At 71.8% G+C, this 17,647-nt stretch carries 14 protein-coding genes and 2 pseudogenes; 6 read left to right on the top strand and 10 right to left on the bottom strand.

Features of this window, described 5'->3' with window-relative positions:
- The first annotated feature begins 158 nt into the window (after positions 1-158).
- Complete coding sequence (locus tag QBL25_RS15295) at positions 159-1,379, top strand: hypothetical protein (RefSeq protein ID WP_409057588.1); 1,221 nt, start codon at positions 159-161, stop codon at positions 1,377-1,379.
- A 57-nt stretch (positions 1,380-1,436) separates the two neighbouring features.
- Here the strand turns inward: QBL25_RS15295 and QBL25_RS15290 are convergent, their stop codons facing one another.
- Positions 1,437-3,401: an APC family permease gene (locus QBL25_RS15290; RefSeq protein ID WP_409057587.1), complete on the bottom strand. Its 1,965-nt coding sequence runs from the start codon at positions 3,399-3,401 to the stop codon at positions 1,437-1,439.
- A 465-nt stretch (positions 3,402-3,866) separates the two neighbouring features.
- Here QBL25_RS15290 and QBL25_RS15285 point away from each other — a divergent pair, with 465 nt between their 5' ends.
- Both QBL25_RS15285 and QBL25_RS15280 read left to right on the top strand, forming a co-directional pair.
- Positions 3,867-4,391: a hypothetical protein gene (locus tag QBL25_RS15285; RefSeq protein WP_409057586.1), complete on the top strand. Its 525-nt coding sequence runs from the start codon at positions 3,867-3,869 to the stop codon at positions 4,389-4,391.
- Positions 4,392-4,584: 193 nt separating this feature from the next.
- Positions 4,585-4,726 (top strand): annotated as a pseudogene (locus QBL25_RS15280) (nicotinate-nucleotide diphosphorylase (carboxylating)); the annotation flags it as partial.
- Here QBL25_RS15280 and QBL25_RS15275 read toward each other — a convergent pair.
- The 7 genes and pseudogenes from QBL25_RS15275 to QBL25_RS15245 all read right to left on the bottom strand — a co-directional run.
- Positions 4,724-4,822 (bottom strand): annotated as a pseudogene (locus QBL25_RS15275) (pantothenate kinase); the annotation flags it as partial. The pseudogenes QBL25_RS15280 and QBL25_RS15275 overlap by 3 nt on opposite strands.
- Positions 4,823-4,938: 116 nt before the next feature.
- Positions 4,939-5,922, bottom strand: a complete 984-nt coding sequence (locus tag QBL25_RS15270; protein WP_409057585.1) for an SDR family NAD(P)-dependent oxidoreductase — start codon at positions 5,920-5,922, stop codon at positions 4,939-4,941.
- Between the two features lie 73 nt (positions 5,923-5,995).
- Positions 5,996-6,772: an SDR family NAD(P)-dependent oxidoreductase gene (locus tag QBL25_RS15265; RefSeq protein ID WP_409057584.1), complete on the bottom strand. Its 777-nt coding sequence runs from the start codon at positions 6,770-6,772 to the stop codon at positions 5,996-5,998.
- 248 nt (positions 6,773-7,020) lie between these two features.
- Positions 7,021-7,605, bottom strand: a complete 585-nt coding sequence (locus QBL25_RS15260; protein ID WP_409057583.1) for a TetR/AcrR family transcriptional regulator — start codon at positions 7,603-7,605, stop codon at positions 7,021-7,023.
- A gap of 56 nt (positions 7,606-7,661) precedes the next feature.
- Positions 7,662-7,985: a nitrite reductase small subunit NirD gene (nirD, locus tag QBL25_RS15255; protein ID WP_409057582.1), complete on the bottom strand. Its 324-nt coding sequence runs from the start codon at positions 7,983-7,985 to the stop codon at positions 7,662-7,664.
- On the bottom strand, positions 7,985-10,591 hold the full coding sequence (nirB, locus tag QBL25_RS15250; RefSeq protein WP_409057581.1) for a nitrite reductase large subunit NirB: 2,607 nt from the start codon (positions 10,589-10,591) through the stop codon (positions 7,985-7,987). The genes nirD and nirB overlap by 1 nt, the downstream gene beginning before the upstream one ends.
- A gap of 1 nt (position 10,592) precedes the next feature.
- Positions 10,593-11,984: an NAD(P)/FAD-dependent oxidoreductase gene (locus QBL25_RS15245; RefSeq protein ID WP_409057580.1), complete on the bottom strand. Its 1,392-nt coding sequence runs from the start codon at positions 11,982-11,984 to the stop codon at positions 10,593-10,595.
- 680 nt (positions 11,985-12,664) lie between these two features.
- Here QBL25_RS15245 and QBL25_RS15240 point away from each other — a divergent pair.
- The 3 genes from QBL25_RS15240 (at position 12,665) to QBL25_RS15230 (ending at position 15,399) form a co-directional block, all read left to right on the top strand.
- On the top strand, positions 12,665-14,152 hold the full coding sequence (locus QBL25_RS15240) for a ferric reductase-like transmembrane domain-containing protein (RefSeq protein ID WP_409057579.1): 1,488 nt from the start codon (positions 12,665-12,667) through the stop codon (positions 14,150-14,152).
- A gap of 11 nt (positions 14,153-14,163) precedes the next feature.
- Positions 14,164-14,355, top strand: coding sequence for a hypothetical protein (locus QBL25_RS15235; protein WP_409057578.1), 192 nt, complete (start codon positions 14,164-14,166; stop codon positions 14,353-14,355).
- Between the two features lie 261 nt (positions 14,356-14,616).
- Entirely contained in the window at positions 14,617-15,399 is a 783-nt protein-coding gene (locus QBL25_RS15230) for a sulfite exporter TauE/SafE family protein (RefSeq protein WP_409057577.1), read from the top strand.
- Positions 15,400-15,508: 109 nt separating this feature from the next.
- Here QBL25_RS15230 and QBL25_RS15225 read toward each other — a convergent pair whose 3' ends face one another.
- Together QBL25_RS15225 and QBL25_RS15220 are read right to left on the bottom strand one after the other, a co-directional pair.
- On the bottom strand, positions 15,509-16,096 hold the full coding sequence (locus QBL25_RS15225; protein WP_409057576.1) for a class F sortase: 588 nt from the start codon (positions 16,094-16,096) through the stop codon (positions 15,509-15,511).
- Between the two features lie 543 nt (positions 16,097-16,639).
- Positions 16,640-17,191, bottom strand: a complete 552-nt coding sequence (locus tag QBL25_RS15220) for a hypothetical protein (RefSeq protein ID WP_409057575.1) — start codon at positions 17,189-17,191, stop codon at positions 16,640-16,642.
- Positions 17,192-17,647 lie beyond the last annotated feature (456 nt).

Genomic DNA, 17,647 nt, shown 5'->3' with positions numbered 1-17,647 from the left:
TCAACCGTGCTGTGCGGGGCGCGCTGACCCGACTCCGGACTCTTCCTGATCGCTCGCGGACGACACTGACGCAGCTGAGGGATCTGCCGGAGGCCGGCCAGCGGCGAGCGGATCGTATGGCGAAGGAGTGGGGTGGGTTACTCCGTGGGCTGACCAGCATGGACGAGGCCACGCGTGTTCGCATCGAACCAGTGGTGTCTGCCGCCGCGTACGAAGTGTACGGCGGTGAGGCGCTCCTGGCCGTCATACGTGAATATCGAAGCCAACACCGTTGGGTTCGTTGGATTTCGAACGTTGTTGTGGCTTATCTGGTGTGGAACGCGGCCCGCTGGGCGTTGGTCGGTCCACTGGCCCGGTTGGAGCCATGGGATCTGTCCGACGCTTCTGTTTTCACCGCGCTGGCCCTTTTCTTGATCGTGCTACCTGCCAGGAGGCTGCTCGATCGAAATGAGGGCCGCTTTGATCGAGTGAGGGCCACTGCGGTTGTCTGTGGGGTGGCTCTCGCCTGCCTGTTGACCAGGGGCTGGTGGATTCCTTCCGTACTGGAAATTACGGCACACCCTGCGATCCAGAGCTGGGAGATCTACGCGGGGCGCGGCGTCGGGGGCATGCAGGGGAGCGTCATGCTGTCCGCCATGGCCATGATCCTTTTCAGGCTCACGGTCTTGCTGCTCCTCATCGAAGTCGGCCGGGCGATGCTCAGAAATTCCATGTCCACCACGCGTTCTTCGTTGTCCAGCGCGATTCTCCTGACATCTCTGCTGGAGATTGCTGCACTCCTTGAGCTCCAGGTGCGCGAGGCATCTACTGTGCCGCATACGAATGGCGGCGGCAGCGATGTGGGTTCCTACGGGTTCATGGTCTCCTCTCGGCGCGAGCAACTCTTGGATCGGCTGAACGCCGTCGCGCGACACGCGGAGGGGATCTGGTACACGGCCATGCGCTCCAGGGATCGCGTGGCCAATCTTGAGATCAGAAAAGTCGCGGACGGTATAGCGGTCTCTGTGCGGCGGTGGATACCGGTGGCGGCAGTAGGTGGACAGGAACTCGTCCAGATGAGAGATGCGTTCACTGTCGCCGTCGTCAATGCGGCCGAGGGAGAGTGGGGGCTGCTGGCCGGCGGAGTGTCCGCGCGAGAGCTTCTGGGGAAGCGGGTCGTCAAAGCAGTCCGAAGGTTTCTCGCCCTGCTGATTCTCGCCGGTGCCGTGGTGGTTGTCTTTGTCCGTCCGTTCAGTTGGACCGACAACCTGGGAAAGGCGGAGCTTGCTGCGCCGGTGATGCTGGCAGCTGTATTCCTGGCGGGATTTGCCGACCCGACGATTTACGATCGCATGAGCCCGGTGACCAAACTCGGTTCCGACCTGCTGTCGAAGCGCTGATCATTCCATCCGGCACGGATGGGTGGTCCTCGTCCGGAGTCTTCTCACCGGTTCGCTTCACTGGTTCGCTTCTCCGGTTCGAGGTGCGGAGCTGACGTGCGGCGCCCGGGGGCGGGTCGGGGTGAGGCGGAAGCGTAGGCGGCAGATGACTGCGTCCGTGTCTCGGCGGACCGCGTGGGCCAGGACCGAGCCCCGCTGGTTCTGGAGCAGGCGCTGCCAGACGTGGGCCGGTTCCACCTCCGGGATCAGGACGGTGACGCGGGTGGTGGGGTGGTACGTGTAGATCCGCTGGACGTACGCCGACACCGGCCGCCCGACCGAACGCGTCAGGGAGGTCAGCTCCACCAGGTCGACGCCCGGGTTCCACCGCTCCCAGTCGCGGCGCAGCGACTCCGTGGCGCGCCGGTCCTCGGGGTCGGCGTGGGTGACCGTCACCGCGCGCACCTCGTCGCCGAGGGACACCGCCGCGTTCAGGGCCTCGCAGGTCAGGCGGGACAGGTTCGAGACGGGGACGATGACCAGGGAGTGCTCGCGGTGCGGAGGCTCCGGGACGCGCCCGAGGCCCAGGTCGTCGCCGATGCGGCGGTAGGCGCGGTGCACGGCCTCGAAGCACAGCACGATCGCGGGCAGCGCGAGCACGATCAGCCAGGCGCCCTCGGTGAACTTAGTGGCCGTCACGACCACCGCCGATACGCCGGTGAGCACCGCGCCGAAGCCGTTCAGGAGAGCCTTCGCGGGCCTGCCCGCCGCGCGCCAGTGGAGCACCATCCCCGTCTGGCAGAGCGTGAAGCCGACGAAGACGCCGATCGCGAAGAGCGGCACGAGCGTGTTGGTGTCGCCGCCGGAGAAGACGAGCAGCCCGGCCGACACGGCGGCCAGGGCGAGGACGCCGTGCCGGTGGACCTGGCGGTCGGCCTTCAGGGCGAAGACGTGCGGGAGGTAGTTGTCGCGGGCGAGCAGGCTCATCAGGACCGGCAGACCGCCGAAGGACGTGTTGGCGGAGAGGGCGAGCAGGATCATCGTGGCGAACTGCACGACGTAGAAGGCCCAGTTGTGGCCGAGCGAGGCGTCCGCGAGCTGCGCGAGGACCGTGACGCCCTCGACGGGCTGGAGTCCGAAGCGGGAGATCAGCACGGACAGACCGATCAGCATCACGCCGAGCAGCGCACCGAGCGCGACCTCGGCGTGCTGGGCGCGCCGGACGCGCGGGGCGCGGAAGGACGGCACGGCGTTGGCGATGGCCTCGACCCCGGTGAGGGCCGAGCAGCCCGAGGCGAAGGCCTTGAGCAGGAGCAGGGCGCCGACGGACGTGGCGTTGTCGGCGAGGACGGAGGCGTGGCCCTCGGCGGCGGCGGTGCTGACCGGGCCCGCGCGGAAGAGGCCGACCGCGATCATGGTCAGGATCGCGGTCACGAAGATCGCCGTGGGGGCGATGAAGGCGCGCGCCGAGTCGACGATCCCGCGCAGATTGACGCCGGTGACGACGACGAGCACCGCCAGGCACAGCGCCACCCGGTCGCCGTACAGCTCCGGCAAGGCGGAGGTCAGCGCCGCGACGCCCGCGGTGACCGCGACGGCGACGTTCAGGACGTAGTCAAGGACCAGCGAGGCCGCGGCGACCAGGCCCGCGCGGGGGCCCAGGTGGGTCTTGGCGGCCGCGTAGCTGCCGCCGCCGTCGGGGAAGGCGGCGATCACCTGCCGGTAGGAGGCGACGAGCACGGCGAGCAGCGCGGCGATGGCCAGCGTGACGGGCAGCGTGAAGCCGAGGCCGTAGCCGCCGGCCGCCGCGAGGACCAGGACGATGGCCTCGGGTCCGTAGGCGACGGAGGCCATCGCGTCCAGGGAGAGAGCGGCGAGGCCTTGCACCGCGGTGAGGCGGTGGCGGTCGTCGTCGGCGGCGGGTCGTGGGGCGCCTTTGGCGTCCTTATCATCCTTGGCGTCCCGGATGTCCTTGACGGCTTCGGGGTGCGGGGTGCCGGTGTGTGGGGGCTCGATGTCCGGGGTCTCGGAGACGGTGGTCATGGGCGGGCCCCTCCAGGCGGGTTCGTTCGCTTGAGCGATGCCCAGCGTGGGCGGGGCCCGGACCGGCCGCGCACACTCTTGGCGGCTCCTTGGCGCGTACGGCGTGGATCTTCACGGCTCTTTGACGGCGGGGGAGCGGGGCGTCAGCGGTACGTCAAGGAGGGCGGGGGAGAAGTATCCGGACCGTCAAGACCGGTGACTCGGCGGGCGGTCCGTCTTACGGTGCCGCTCATGCGACATGAGATGGACGGGGACGGGGACGGGGCCGGGGGCGGGGATTGGGTCGGCGGCGGAGAGGTGTGGGGCGGAGATGTGGGGGGCCGCGGGGTGCCGGGCGGAAAGGTGCCGGGTGAAGAGGTGTGGGGCGGGCAGGTCTGGCGCACAGAGGCCTCGGGTGGAGAGGCCTCGGGTGGGGAGGCCTCGGGTGGAGAGGCCTCGGGTGGAGAGGTCTTGGGTGGGGAGGTCTTGGGTGGAGTCGTGCGGGTCGGGGACGAGGTGGTGTCCGACCGGCGCTGGGCGGGCGATGTGCGGGCCGCCGTGTTCTGCGCCCTCACGCTCTTCGCGCTGATCGACCTGATCGACTGGGCGAGCGGCACGCTGGACGTGGTCCGGGGCGTGCTCTGGGCCGGGCTTTCGGCCCTGCTCTACCTGATCCTGCACCCGGCACGGGTGAGCGCCGGGCCGGGGTGGCTCGCGGTCCGGGGGGTACTGCGGCACCGGCACGTCTGTACGGGGCTGTTGACCGCCGTACGGCAAGGGGAGGGAATCGCCCCGCGGCTGGTGCTGTGCGATTCGCTCGGGAACCGCGTGGAGGTGGATCCGCAGGTGCTCGCGGAGAATCCGCTGCTGTTGCACCGGCTGGACGCGGGGGCGCGGGGCGCCCGGGCGTGCGGGCTGCTGCGGACCGGGTCCGAGGTGCTGGGCCGTCTGGTGACCCGGTTGGACGGGGAGGGCGCGGAGGGCGTCTTCGAGGCGTCAGGGTTGCGGTGAGGGGGCCTCGGGATCGCAGTGAGGAGCGGGCGGTCGGACAGCCGGACGGGCGGATGTTCCGGTGAGGGGTGAACGGGCGGGCGGACGTGCGGGCGGACGTGCGGGCAGCTGGGGTGCGGTGAGGAGGGGGGGGCGGCCGGGGTTGTGGTGAGGAGGAGGGAGCGGGTGGATTGTGGTCACGGGAACTGTGGTCTTCGAGGTGGAGCGGCACGTCGAGGACGGCGAGCGCGCGGGCGTCCGGCACGAAGCTCCTGAGCGTCACCACCCGCACCCGCACCCGCGACCTGCTCACCGCCGAGCGCAGCGCGCTCAACCCCCTGTGCCGCCTGTCAGGCGAGTTCGTCGGCGGTGCGGCGGGCGTCCGTGGAGATGCGCCAGTGCTCGACGATGTCCTCGCCGTCGGAGAGGCCGAGCACGGGAACTGTGGTCACGGGACCTGTGGTTACGGGGACTGCGGTTACATGGGCTGCGGTTACGGGGGCGGGGCGAGGTTGGCCTCAAGCGCCGACGGCCGCCGGGGTGACGCCGCCCCTGGTGAGGCGGTGCCTCATCCCTTCAACCCCGAGTACCGCACCCCCGTAAGGCTCTCCGAAGCCTCCCAAAGCCGTTCGCTCGCCGTGTCGTTCAGCGTCCACTTCGCCCGCCAGGACCTTCCCGGCGCTCCCTGCCAGCCCAGCACCCGGGGCCCGATGAACGCGTCGGGGCGGACCTCCGGGGCCGTGGCCGCGTACAGCGTCGGGAGCGCGCCCGCCGTCGCGGGCTGCGCCAGGACGCGATTGCCCAGCCACATCACGCGCTCGGCGAGCTTGCGTCCCTCCATCTTGGGCCCGGCGGCCTGGAGATTCGTCTCCGCGTAACCGGGGTGGGCCGCGGCGGCCACCACGTCGGAGCCGGTGGCCGCCAGCCGCCGCGCCAGCTCGTGGACGAAGAGGAGATTCGCCGTCTTGGAGCGGCCGTAGGCGATCCAACGCCGGTAGCTCCGCTCGCCGTTGAGGTCACCGATGTCGATGTTCCCCAGAGCGTGGAACGCACTGGACACCGTCACGATCCTGGCCCCCGGCGTCCGCAGGAGCCGGGGCAGCAGCAGGCCGGTGAGCGCGAAGTGGCCCAGGTGGTTGACGCCGAACTGCGTCTCGAAGCCGTCCACCGTCTGCCGGTAGGGCAGCGCCATCACCCCCGCGTTGTTGATCAGGAGGTCGAGGCCACCGCCCTCACCGGCCCCACCGCCCTCGCCGCCTCCCCCGTCGACCCCGCCGACCCCGCCGTCTCCGTACGACTCGGCGAACTCCCGTACCGAACCCAGGTCTCCCAGGTCGAGGCGCCGGAACTCGGCCTCCGCCGACGGCACTTCGGAACACAGCTGCTCCAGCGCCCGCGTCCCCCGCTCCTCGCTCCGGCACGCGAGCACCACGCGGGCGCCACGGCGGGCGAGTTCGCGTGCGGTGACATAGCCGATGCCGCTGTTGGCGCCGGTGACCACGGCGGTGCGGCCGCTCTGGTCGGGGATGTCGCTCGCGTTCCAACCGGTCATGACACAGCTCCCTCTGCTTGGGCGCACGTCGGTCCCTACCGGAGAGTAGGCAGAGCGAGCCTAGGGCAGTACGTCAGACGGCGGCACCCCCGTCGATCACCAGGTCCGCGCCGATCACCGACGCCGATTCGTCCGAGGCGAGGTACAGCACGGCGGCCGCGACCTCCGCGGTCGACGACACCCGCCCGAGCGGCGTCTCGCTCTTCATCCGCTCCGCGCGCTCGGCCTCGGTCTCGCCCTGGCGCAGCGACATGCCGGTGGCGGACGCGCCGGGGCTCACCGCGTTGATCCGTACGCCGGCCCCGATGTACTCGATGGCCGCGCCCTTGGTCAGCGCGGAGACGGCCGCCTTGGTGGCGCCGTAGCCGATGGTCCCCGGGACGCTGGTGTGGGCGCCCAGGTTGGAGGAGATGTTGACGATCGCCCCGCCGCCGGGCTGCGTGCGCATCTGCTTGACCTCGGCCTGGAGAGCCAGCAGTACGCCCGTGACGTTGATGTCGAGCATCGTCCGCCAGTCCTCCTCGGGCAGCTCCGCCACCGGCTGCCCGGCGCGCAGGACGCCCGCGTTGTTGACCGCCACGTCCAGCGAACCGAACCGCTCGACGGCGGCCTCGACGAGCGCCGCGACGTCGTCCGAGCGCGAGACGTCGGCGGTGACGGCGAGCGCGGTGCCGCCCGCGTCCTCGACGAGCCCCACGGTCTCCTTGAGCGGGCCCTCGGTGCGCCCGGCGACGACGACGTTCGCGCCCTCGGCGGCGAAGGCGAGCGCCATGGCGCGGCCGAGACCGGAACCGCCGCCGGTGACGAGGGCGGTGCGGCCGGCGAAGCGGGTGCGGGGTGCTGAAGTCATGACGGAACTCTTTTCTTGAACGATCGGTTCAGTATGAGGGCATGAAAGAGAAGGGAGGGCCGGGCCGTGGCAGTGGTCAGAGCCGCCGAAGGGGAGGCGGGAGAGCTGGAAAGACAGCGAGCTCGGTCGGGCAGGTTCGGTCGAGCGGGTTCGGTCGAGCGGGTTCGGTCGAGCAGATTCGGTCGAGCAGATTCGGTCGAGCGGGTTCGGCCGAGCGGATTCGGTCGGGCAGGTTCGGTCGAGTCGGCTCAGTCGAGCAGACTCAGCGCCTGTTCCGTCGCGTCCCGCAGCCGCGCCGGGTCCTTCGACGCCTTGCCGATCACGCGCAGCCCCTGCATCAGGGTCAGGAGCAGGCGCGCGAGGGCGAGCGGGTCCCGGTCCGCCGGGAGTTCACCCTGGGCCTGCGCGCGGACGAGCGCCGAGTGCAGGAGCGTCTCGACGTACTCCCAGCTGCGCTCGACGCAGCGGGCGGCCGACGTGTCGTGCGGGCCGAGCTCGGCCGCCGTGTTGGTGATGAAACAGCCGTTCAGGCGCCCCTCGTCGGAGGATGCCTCGCTCCCGAAGCGGCGCACCACCGCGCGCACGCCGGGCAGTGCGGGGCCGGGTTGCGAGAGCTCGGCGAGCAGGCGCGGGTTTTCGAGTGCCGCGTACCGCTCCAGGGCCTTCAGGTACAGCTCGTGCTTGTTGCCGAACGTCGCGTAGATGCTGGCCCGGCCGATGCCCAGCTCCTCGACGAGGTCCGCCATCGACGTCGCCTCGTACCCGCGCCGCCAGAACAGCTCTAGGGCCGACTGGAGCGCGGCGTCCGGATCGAATTCCTTGGTCCTGGCCACGAGGAGACAGTACGTAATACTGGAACGCCCGGTCAAGTAATTCGGCGGTGTTCCCGCTACGCCAGCCTGACCCGGTGCGTCTCCACCGCCACCGAGTCGTCGTCCAGGCACCGGCCCGTCTCCAGGTCGAACCGCTGCTTCAGGAGCGGCGACGCGACGAACGGCCGGCCCGCGGCGGCGCCGAGCAGGCCGCGCGAGAGCACCGCGGCGCCCGTGAACGGGTCGCGGTTGTCGATCGCGTACGCACGGCCCGCGCGGTCGATGAACAGGGCGGCCTGGCGGCCGTCGGGGAGCAGGGCGGCGATGCCCCGGCCCGGCTGGAGCAGCGTACGGTCGCAGACCTCGAACCAGTCGTCGGCCAGGCGGAGTTGAATGCTCATCAGGATGCGGCACCTTCCAGGTCGCGGGGGCGGGAGCCGATGGACAGCAGCGGCAGGTCCGGCTTGATCTGGTCCCGTTCCGGGACGAAACTCACGGTCGGGTCCGGGACGTCCGGCGCGTTCACGAACGACACGAACCGCGCCAGGCGCTCGGGGTCGTTGATGGTCTCGGACCACTCGTCGCGGTAGTGCGCGACGTGGTCGGCCATCAGGGCCTCCAGCTCGTCGCAGAGGCCGAGCGAGTCGTGGACGACCACGTCCCGTACGTGGTCCAGGCCGCCCTCGATGCGCTCCAGCCACGTCGAGGTCCGCTCCAGGCGGTCCGCCGTACGGATGTAGAACATCAGGAACCGGTCGATGAGGCGCACCAGTTCGGCGTCGGACAGGTCCTGTGCGAGCAGGTCCGCGTGGCGCGGGGTGGCGCCGCCGTTGCCGCCCACGTACAGGTTCCAGCCGCTCGACGTGGCGATCACGCCGAAGTCCTTGGACTGGGCCTCCGCGCACTCGCGGGCGCAGCCGGACACGGCCGACTTCAGCTTGTGCGGGGAGCGCAGGCCCCGGTAGCGCAGCTCCAGGTCGATCGCCATCCGGACCGAGTCCTGCACGCCGTAGCGGCACCAGGTCTGCCCGACGCACGACTTCACCGTCCGCAGCGACTTCCCGTACGCGTGCCCCGACTCGAACCCGGCGTCCACCAACCGCGTCCAGATCAACGGAAGTTGCTCGACACGCGCACCGAACATGTCGATGCGCTGGCCGCCGGTGATCTTCGTGTAGAGCCCGAAGTCCCGTGCCACCTCGCCGATCACGATCAGCTTGTCCGGGGTGATCTCGCCGCCGGGAATGCGCGGCACCACCGAATAGGAGCCGTTCTTCTGGAGGTTGGCGAGGAAGTGGTCGTTCGTGTCCTGGAGCGAGGCCTGCTCGCCTTCGAGGACATAGCCGTCGGCGCCGATCGTCGGGGCCAGCGAGGCGATGATCGAACCGACCGTCGGCTTGCACGTCTCGCAGCCCTCGGTGCCCCGGGCGTCCTCACGGCCGTGGGAGTCCAGGAGCCGGCGGTACGAAGTGATCCCCAGGGTGTGGACGATCTCGTACAGCTCCTGGCGGGTCTGGGCGAAGCAGCCGCACAGGCCCTTGTCGACCTCGACGCCCGACGCCTCCAGCTCGTCGTCGACGAGCAGGCCGAGGACCTTCACGCAACTGCCGCAGCCCGTACCGGCCTTGGTGCACTTCTTCACCTCGGGCACGGTGGTGCAGCTGTGCTCGGTGACCGCGCCGCGGATCGTGCCCTTGGTGACGTTGTGGCAGGAGCAGATGACCGCCGAGTCCGGCAGGGACGACGGGCCGATCGCCACCGGGCCGCCCGCGCCCGCGGGCAGCACCAGCTGCTCCGGCGAGACCGGCGGCACGCTCCCGGTCAGCGGCCGCAGCACGCCGTACGCCTCCGCGTCACCGACCAGGACGCCGCCGAGCAGCTCACCGCCCGCCCCGATGACCAGCTTCTTGTACGTGCCCGAGCGCGAGTCCGAGTAGACGACGTCCAGGCAGTCCGGGGTCGCGCCGTGCGCGTCGCCGAAGGAGGCGACATCCACGCCGAGCAGCTTCAGCTTGGTCGAGAGGTCGGCGCCGGTGAAGCTCGACTCCTCTGCGGCGATCGCGGCCGCGGCGGTCTCGGCCATCTCGTAGCCGGGCGCCACGAGTCCGTAGACCCGGCCGTCCGAGGCCTGGGCGCACTCGCCGATCGCGTACACGTCCGGATCGCTGGTGCGGCACTGCTCGTCGACGGTGATGCCGCCGCGCTCGCCCACCGAAAGGCCCGTGTCGCGGGCGAGTTGGTCGCGGGGCCGGACACCGGCGGAGAACACGACCAGGTCCGTGGCGAGTTCACTGCCGTCCGACAGCTTCATCCCGCTGACCGCGCCGTCCGTGGCGACGATCTCCTGGGTGCCGACACCCGTGTGGACGGTCAGGCCCATGCCGGTGATGGTGCGCAGGAGGGCCGCGCCGCCGCCCTCGTCGACCTGTACGGGCATCAGGCGCGGCGCGAACTCGACGACGTGCGTGGCGAGTCCGAGGCCGCGCAGCGCGCCCGCCGCCTCCAGGCCGAGCAGCCCGCCGCCGACGACGGCGCCGGTCGTGGCGTACGTCTTCGCGTACTCCTCGATGGCGAGCAGGTCCTCGATGGTGCGGTAGACGAAACAGCCGGTGGTGTCCTTGCCCGGCACGGGCGGCACGAAGGGGAAGGAGCCGGTCGCGAGGACGAGGGTGTCGTAGGCGAAGGTCTGCCCCGAGCGCGCGGTGACGGTCTTCGCGTCACGATCGACGGTCTCGGCGGGATCGCCGACATACAGCTCGATCCCGTGCTTCTCGATGAACTCCGGGTCCGTGAGGGAGAGTTCGTCGGGCGTGCGGCCCGCGAAGTACGAGGTGAGCTGGACGCGGTCGTAGGCGGGCCGCGGCTCCTCGCACAGGACGACCACGCGGTGCGTGTCCGTGAGCCCGCGGGCGGCGATGGCCTCCAGGAAGCGCTGGCCGACCATGCCGTGTCCGACCAGCACGATGGTGTGGTCGTGCCCGCCGTGGCGGGGGGTGTCCGTGGGCATCTCAGAGGCCTCCGTCGTAGGTGAGCAGGTGGAGCAGGGGGCTGCCGTCGTCGGGCAGCGGCTCGTCGGCCTCCCAGGCGCGGGCGAGCGCACCGACGGCGGCCAGCTCGCCGAGCAGCACGCCGCCGACGAGCCGGTCCTCGCGCACGACGACCTTGCGGTACGTGCCGCGGGTGGCGTCCGCGAGCTGCACGACGTCGTCGTCAGGCCGGTGCTCGGGGTCGCCGAAGGCCGCCAGGTCCAGGGGAGCGGAGCCGGACTTTCCGTTGTGCAGGGTGAGGCGGGTGAGCGCGCGGGTGCCGGAGTAGGGGCGTGCGTCGCGCGGCGAGAGCAGGGCGTCCGCGAGGGCGTCGGCCTGCTCCAGGGCGGGCGCGGCGAGGCAGCGGGCCTCGCCGGAGTGCTCGGCACAGTCGCCGATGGCACGGATGTGCGGGTCGGAGGTGCGCAGCTCGTCGTCCACGACGATGCCGCGGCGCACGTCCAGGCCCGCGGCCTGCGCGAGGCCCGTGCGGGGGCGGACCCCGCAGGCCAGGACGGTGAGGTCGGTGCCGAGGACGTAGCCGTCGGCGAGCTCCACGGACCGTACGGCTCCGTCGCGCTGCCGCACTCCGCGCACGCGGCACTCGGTGTGCACCTCCACGCCGAGTGCGGTGAGGTGCCGGTGGACGAGCGCGCTCGCGGCCGGGTCGAGCTGCCGCTCCATGAGCCGGTCGCCCTGCTGGGTGAGGACGACTTGGGCGCCGCGAACGGCTAGGGCGCGGGCCGCCGACACACCGAGGAGGCCGCCGCCGATGACGACTACGCGGGTGGCTGGGGGTGGGAGTGGGGGTGGGGGTGGGCCTGGGTCTGTGTGGGTGGCTGTGCCGGTGCGGGTGTCTGTGCGGGTGCCTGTGCTTGTGCCGGGCCGCACGGCCTCGGACAGGGCGAGGCAGTCGTCCATGGTCCGAAAGGCGTGCACGCCGCGCGGGAGTTCGGTGGCGCCGGGCTCGAAGAGGCCGCGGAGGGGCGGAAGGACGGGATTCGAACCGGTGGCCAGCACGAGGGTCCCGTACGGGACGACGCTGCCGTCCGCGCAGTGCACCAGCCGGTCCGCGCGGTCCACGCGGACGGCGCGGGTACGGAGGAAGTTGCCGGGGACGGGGGGCAGGGCGACGAGGTCCGGGGTGAGGCGGGCGGAGAGGACGTCGGCGAGGAGTACGCGGTTGTACGGGGGGTGGGGGTCGTCCCCTATGAGGGTTACTCCGGGGCGTTCGGTGCTGGGGGTGGTGCCGGTGGTGCTGTTGGTTGCCCCGAGGCGTTGGGCTAGCCGGACGCCGGCGAGGCCGCTGCCGATCACCACTACGTGGGAGGGGGAGCTGGCGCCGCTGGCGGGGTCCGGGGTCGCATGGGTCATGTACGGCAGCGTGCGGGGGCGGTGTTACCCGGCCGCATCCTGACTGTTTCCCGGGGGGAACGCTGCCCTCAGCGGGGGCCGGGGCGGGGTGTGAGGGGGCTGGCCGGTGGCCTTCGGTCGCCGACGGGCCCTTCCCACCCACCCGCGGTTTGCCCCGCATCCGTCCCTCGCCGGACGGGCCTTTCCCGCCCACCCGCCCGTTCACCTCGCGTCCGACCCTTGCCGGACGGGCCTTTCCCGCCCACCCGCCCGTTCACCCCGCGTCCGACCCTTGCCGAACGGGCCTTTCCGCCCACCCGCCCGTTTGCCCCGCATCCGACCTGTGCTCGGCCGCAGTCGGCGACGCTCGGGAGGGGACGTGTCGGTATGTCTGCCCGGAGCACGGTTCCTGTCGCTCCGGTGCCGAAGCAGCGACACGGCCACCGGACGATAGCGAGGACGGACATACCGGCGCGGCCCCGCACCCGTACACGCACCGGCTCCGCAGCAACCCACGGCCGCCCGCAGACGGCAGAGAGAGGAACCAGGAAGTGCCAGCAAGCACAAGCGACACGCACCACGCGACGCGCGCCCCGCACCGGCTTAACCCCCGTTGAGGCGATCCTCAAGGCGGCCTTAAGGATCAGCTGTATCCGCCTGACCAGCGGCTTTCGCTCTCGCGTCGCGCCTAGTCTGCCGCAGTGACCACCGAGGCAGCCGAACCCCGACTCGACGCGTACCCCGCGCTGTCCGCCTACCTGCGGCAGACCGAGGGGCCCAGCATCCCCCCGATGCCGAAGACGCCCCCACGGACCGCCTCACGGACCGTCCCACGGACAGCCTCACGGACCGCCCCGCGCACCGCCGCCACCCCCGTTCCCCCGCTCCGCATCACCCCCACCGCCCTCCGCAACGGCATCCTCGGCACGGCCCTCGCCGTCACCGCGCTCTGGGCCGTGCAGGCCGAACCGTCGGCCCGGCTCGACGTGCTCTTCGCGACCGGCGCCCACCTCACCGGACTCCTCGCGGGCTACGGCGTCCTCGTCATGCTCTTCCTGATGGCCCGCGTCCCCGCGGTCGAGCACGGGGTCGGCGCCGACCGCCTCGCCCGGCTGCACGCCCTGGGCGGCCGCTACGTCCTCACCCTCTGCCTGAGCCACGCCCTCCTCGCCCTGTGCGGATACGCCGCCCACACCGACACCGACCTCCTCAACGCCACCCTCGACCTGCTCGGCTACCCGGGCCTCGCCCTGGCCGCCGCCGGCACCTCCCTGCTCGTGGCCGTCGGCGTCACCTCGGCGCGGGCGATGCGGCGCCGGGTCCCGCACGAGACCTGGCGGGCCGTGCACCTGCTGACGTACCTGAGCGTGGCGCTCGCCTTCGTGCACCAGCTCGCGGGGCCCGACGTGGCGGGCAGCATCCTCACGGTGTGGGTGTGGTCCATGCTCCACGCCACGGTGGCGGTGCTGCTGGTCTGGTACCGCGTCGTCGTCCCCGTGCGGCAGGCGCTGAAGCACAGCCTGCGCGTCATCGACGTACGCGACGAGGGGCCCGGAGTCGTGTCGGTCGTCATGCAGGGCATCGGGCTCGACGAACTGCGGGCCGAACCCGGACAGTTTTTCCGCTGGCGCTTCCTGCGGCGCAGGCTCTGGCGCACCGCGCTGCCGTTCTCGCTGTCCGCGCCCGTGCGCGACGACACCCTGCGGATCACCGTGAAGGCCATCGGCGACCACACGCGGCGGATGCGGCGCCTGAAGCCGGGGACGCGGGTGCTCGCGACCGGCCCCTTCGGGGCCCTGACCGCCCACCGGCGTACGCGCCGCAAGGTGCTGCTGCTCGCGGGCGGGGTCGGGATCACTCCGATGCGGGCCCTGTTCGAGACCCTGCCCGGCGGGCCGGGGGACCTCACCCTCCTCTACCGGGCGGGCAGCGCGGAGCAGCTCGTGCTGCGCGAGGAGCTGGAGGAGATAGCCCGGCGGAGGGGAGCGGGGCTGCACTACCTGCTCGGACGCTCCGACGCCTCCTTCGACCCACTGGCCCCGCAGGCCCTGCGCAACCTCGTCCCCGACCTCGCCGAGCACGACGTGTATCTCTGCGGGCCGCCCGGGATGGCCACCGCCGCCCACACCGCGCTCGTACGGGCCGGGGTGCCCCAGGAGCGCATCCATGCCGAGTGCTTCACCTTCTGAGAGAGGCTGACGTGGGACGTCACCGCAAACCCGTGGGCCCGGCTCTCGGCCCCACCCTCCAGGCGCGCCGCAAGCTGGCGACGGGCCTCGCCGGAGCGAGCGCCCTGGTCGCCACGGTCCTCGCCCTCACGATCGACCCGGCGGCACCGCCCGCGCCCGATCGCGTCCCGGCGGGCGTTCCGGCACCTCAGGCGGCCCCTTAGGGGGGCAACACGGACAAAGGGAGCCCCTGATCCGGGCCCCTGAAACGGGCCCCTGAAACGGGCCCCTGAAACGGGCCCCTGAAACGGGCCCCTGAAACGGGCCCCTGAAACGGGCCCCTGAAACGGGCCCCTGAAACGGGCCCCTGAAACGGGCCCCTGAAACGGGCCCCCGAAACGAACCCCCGAAACGAACCTCTGAAGACCCTCAACTCTCCTGTAATGCGTGGACGGCGCGATCACCCTCTTCGTAAGGTCGCGATCATGCCCGACATATCTCTGACCACCGTCGTCGTCCTCTGCGTGGCCGCCCTGGCGGCAGGCTGGATCGACGCGGTGGTCGGCGGGGGCGGCCTCCTGCTGCTGCCCGCACTGCTGCTCGGGCTGCCGGGATCGACACCGGCCGCCCACGCCCTGGGGACGAACAAGGCCGTGGCCATCGTCGGGACGGCCGGCGCCGCGGTGACGTACGTCAGGAAGACCCCCGTCGACGTGTCCACCGCCGTCCGGATCGGGCTTGCCGCGCTCGCCGGGTCCATGGGCGGTGCCTTCTTCGCCGCCGGGATGAGCACCGAGGTGCTCAAGCCCGTGATCATGGTGGTGCTGCTCGGCGTCGGGGCCTTCGTCATCTTCAGGCCCGCGTTCGGCACCGCGCCGCCCGCACGGCCCGCCTCGCCCCGGCGGATCCTCGCGGCCATCGGCCTCGCGGGCCTCGGCATCGGGTTTTACGACGGGCTCATCGGACCCGGCACCGGCACTTTCCTGGTCCTCGCGCTGACCGCGGTGCTCCACCTCGACCTGGTGACCGCCTCCGCCACGGCGAAAATCGTCAACTGCTGCACCAACGGCGGCGCCCTCGCGATGTTCGCCTGGCAGGGCTCGGTTCTGTGGCAACTGGCCGGGCTGATGGCCGTCTTCAACCTCGCGGGCGGCATGCTCGGCGCGCGGACCGCGCTGAAGAAGGGCAGCGGCTTCGTACGGGTCGTGCTGCTCACCACGGTGTTCGGACTGGTGGCGAAGATGGCGTACGAGCAGTGGTTCGCCTAGGCCCCGCGCGGTCTTTCCGCGGGCCGGCGCCGGCGGTGCCCACCACCCGTCCTCCGAACCAGGGTCACCGCACATCCACGTCCGTCAGGCACCTCTCCCCGAACCTGGCTCACCGCACGTCCGTCAGGTGCGCGAACACCACGACGTTGCCCTGATAGCCCGTCTTCCGCGAGTAGTCGCCGCCACAGGTGATCACCCGTAGCTCCGGCCGGTCCGCCGCCCCGTACACCTTGTCGTCCGGGAAGTCCTTCGCGTCGTAGACCTCGTTCGCGTCGACCGTGAAGACCGCGACGCTGCCGTCCCTGCGCTCGACCTCGATGGTGCGGCCTCTGGTCAGCCCGCCCAGGTCGTAGAAGACGGACGGTCCGTCGGCGTTGTCGACGTGGCCCGCCACGATGGCCGTGCCCTTCTCGCCGGGCGTCGTCCCCGACTCGTACCAGCCCGCGAGGTTCGTCTTCTTCGGCGGCGGTACGTCCAGGCTGCCCTGGCGGTTGAGACCGAGCCCCATGAGAGGCGCGTCGACCCGGATCGCGGGGATGCGGATCCGGTCGGGCGGGGACGGCGGGAGCGCGGCGGCGGCCGGGGCGTGGCCCGAGGAGGGGTGCGCCGAGGCGGCCTGCGCGGCGGACGGCTGGGGCGGGGGATGGGACTCGGTGCCGTTGTGCAGCAGCCATGCGCCGGAACACAGGGCCAGCACGGTGACCGCGCCCAGGACGGAGTTGAGGGTCTTCTTGCCGGGCCGCCTCCTGCCGGTGCTGTTCCCGTGCGGACTCTCCCTGCGCGGACTCTCTCCGTGGGGGCTCTCCCTGCGCGGACTCTCTCCGTGCGGACTCTCCCTGCGCGGACTCTCCCCGTGGGGGCTCTTCCCGCGAGGACTCTCTCCGTGGGGGCTCTTCCCTTGCAGGCTCTCCTCGGCCGGGTTCACCCCGTGCGGGCTCTTCCCGTGCGAGCTCTTCCCGTCCGGGTTCACCCCATCCAGGCTTTCCCCGTCCGGGTTCACCTCGTGGGGGCTCTCCCTGCCCGGGTTCACCCCATCCGGGCTCTCCCTCTCCGAGTTTTCCCCGTGCGGGCCCTTCCCGCGAAGGCTCTCTCCGGCCGGGTTTCTCCTGCGCATCACTCGACTCGTCCCCCTCGGGGCTCGGGGAGGCCGGTCCCCGCATCCCTCTCCGGGTCCGCGAGGGACAGGCGGATCCGGAGAGGGAGGGGGCTGGCGGTACCGGTGGACAGCGGAGGGTGTCCGTCAGATCCTGTCGCCTCTCGCCCGGCGATGCAGGAGCCAGGTACCGCCCGCGGCGGCGACGGCCAGCGCCGCCACTCCCGCCGCGGTCTGCACGGGGTCGGGGCCGAGTGCGCCGCCGACCCCCGTCTTCACGTGCCCCTTCGGGGTCACCTGCTGCTGCTCGCGGGCGGCGGCGGTGGAGGTGATCGACACGACCAGATCGCCCGCCACCCGCTTGCCGTCCGCGCCGGAGCCCGAGCACCGGGCGACGATCTCGTACGTGCCGGGCTGGGCCGACGGCGGCACCTTGAACTCGCCGGTCGCGTTCTCCTTCTCCCCGCCCGGCGCGAGCGTGAAGGTGCCGGCGCCCACCGCGCTGGCGTCGCCCGACGCGGTGCCGTCGGCGCCGCACGCGGTGGTGTGGGCGGTGACCGTGGAGCCGGGCGTGACGGTGGCCGGGTGGATCTCCAGGCCGCCCCCCGCGGCGAGCACCGTGGCGGTGGCGGGTGGTGCCAGCAGACCCGCCGATGCGACGGCGAGCGCGGCAGTGGTCAGCAGGCGGGCTTTGCGCATCGTGCTTGCTCCTCCGAGGGACCATCAGAGGGCACGGCCCGCGGCACCTCCAAGTGCCGCTGCGTCGGTCGAACCCCGCTCTACCGAGGTAAGTGGCACTCGGCGGCGCACGCCTCCTGAGGGGCAGTCAGAAACCCAGTGGTGGAGCGGGTTCTGACACGTCGACGGAAACATTCCAGCAGGTCACCCGGCGTGTCGCCGAGAAGTGTCCGAAGGGGGCGCGGGGCGCCTGTGAATGGGTGACCCGAGGGCTGACCGGGCGTCACCGCGGCGGGCCCGGCGCGGTGATGCCGGGCCGCCGGCGGGCGTGCGCCGAGCCGTCGGCGGCTGTGCGTCGGGCCGTCGGCGGGCGTGCGCCGAGCCGTACGCCGGGCTGTCGGTGGCCGTGCGCTAGGCTGCGCGTCGGGCCGTCGGCGGGCGGGCTCTGGGCTGGCGGCGGGCGGGCTCCGGGCTGTC

It is taken from the genome of Streptomyces sp. SYP-A7185, from assembly GCF_046103685.1.
In the GTDB taxonomy this organism is placed as follows: Bacteria; Actinomycetota; Actinomycetes; order Streptomycetales; family Streptomycetaceae; genus Streptomyces.
This window is presented reverse-complemented; position numbering and strand designations above follow the sequence as displayed.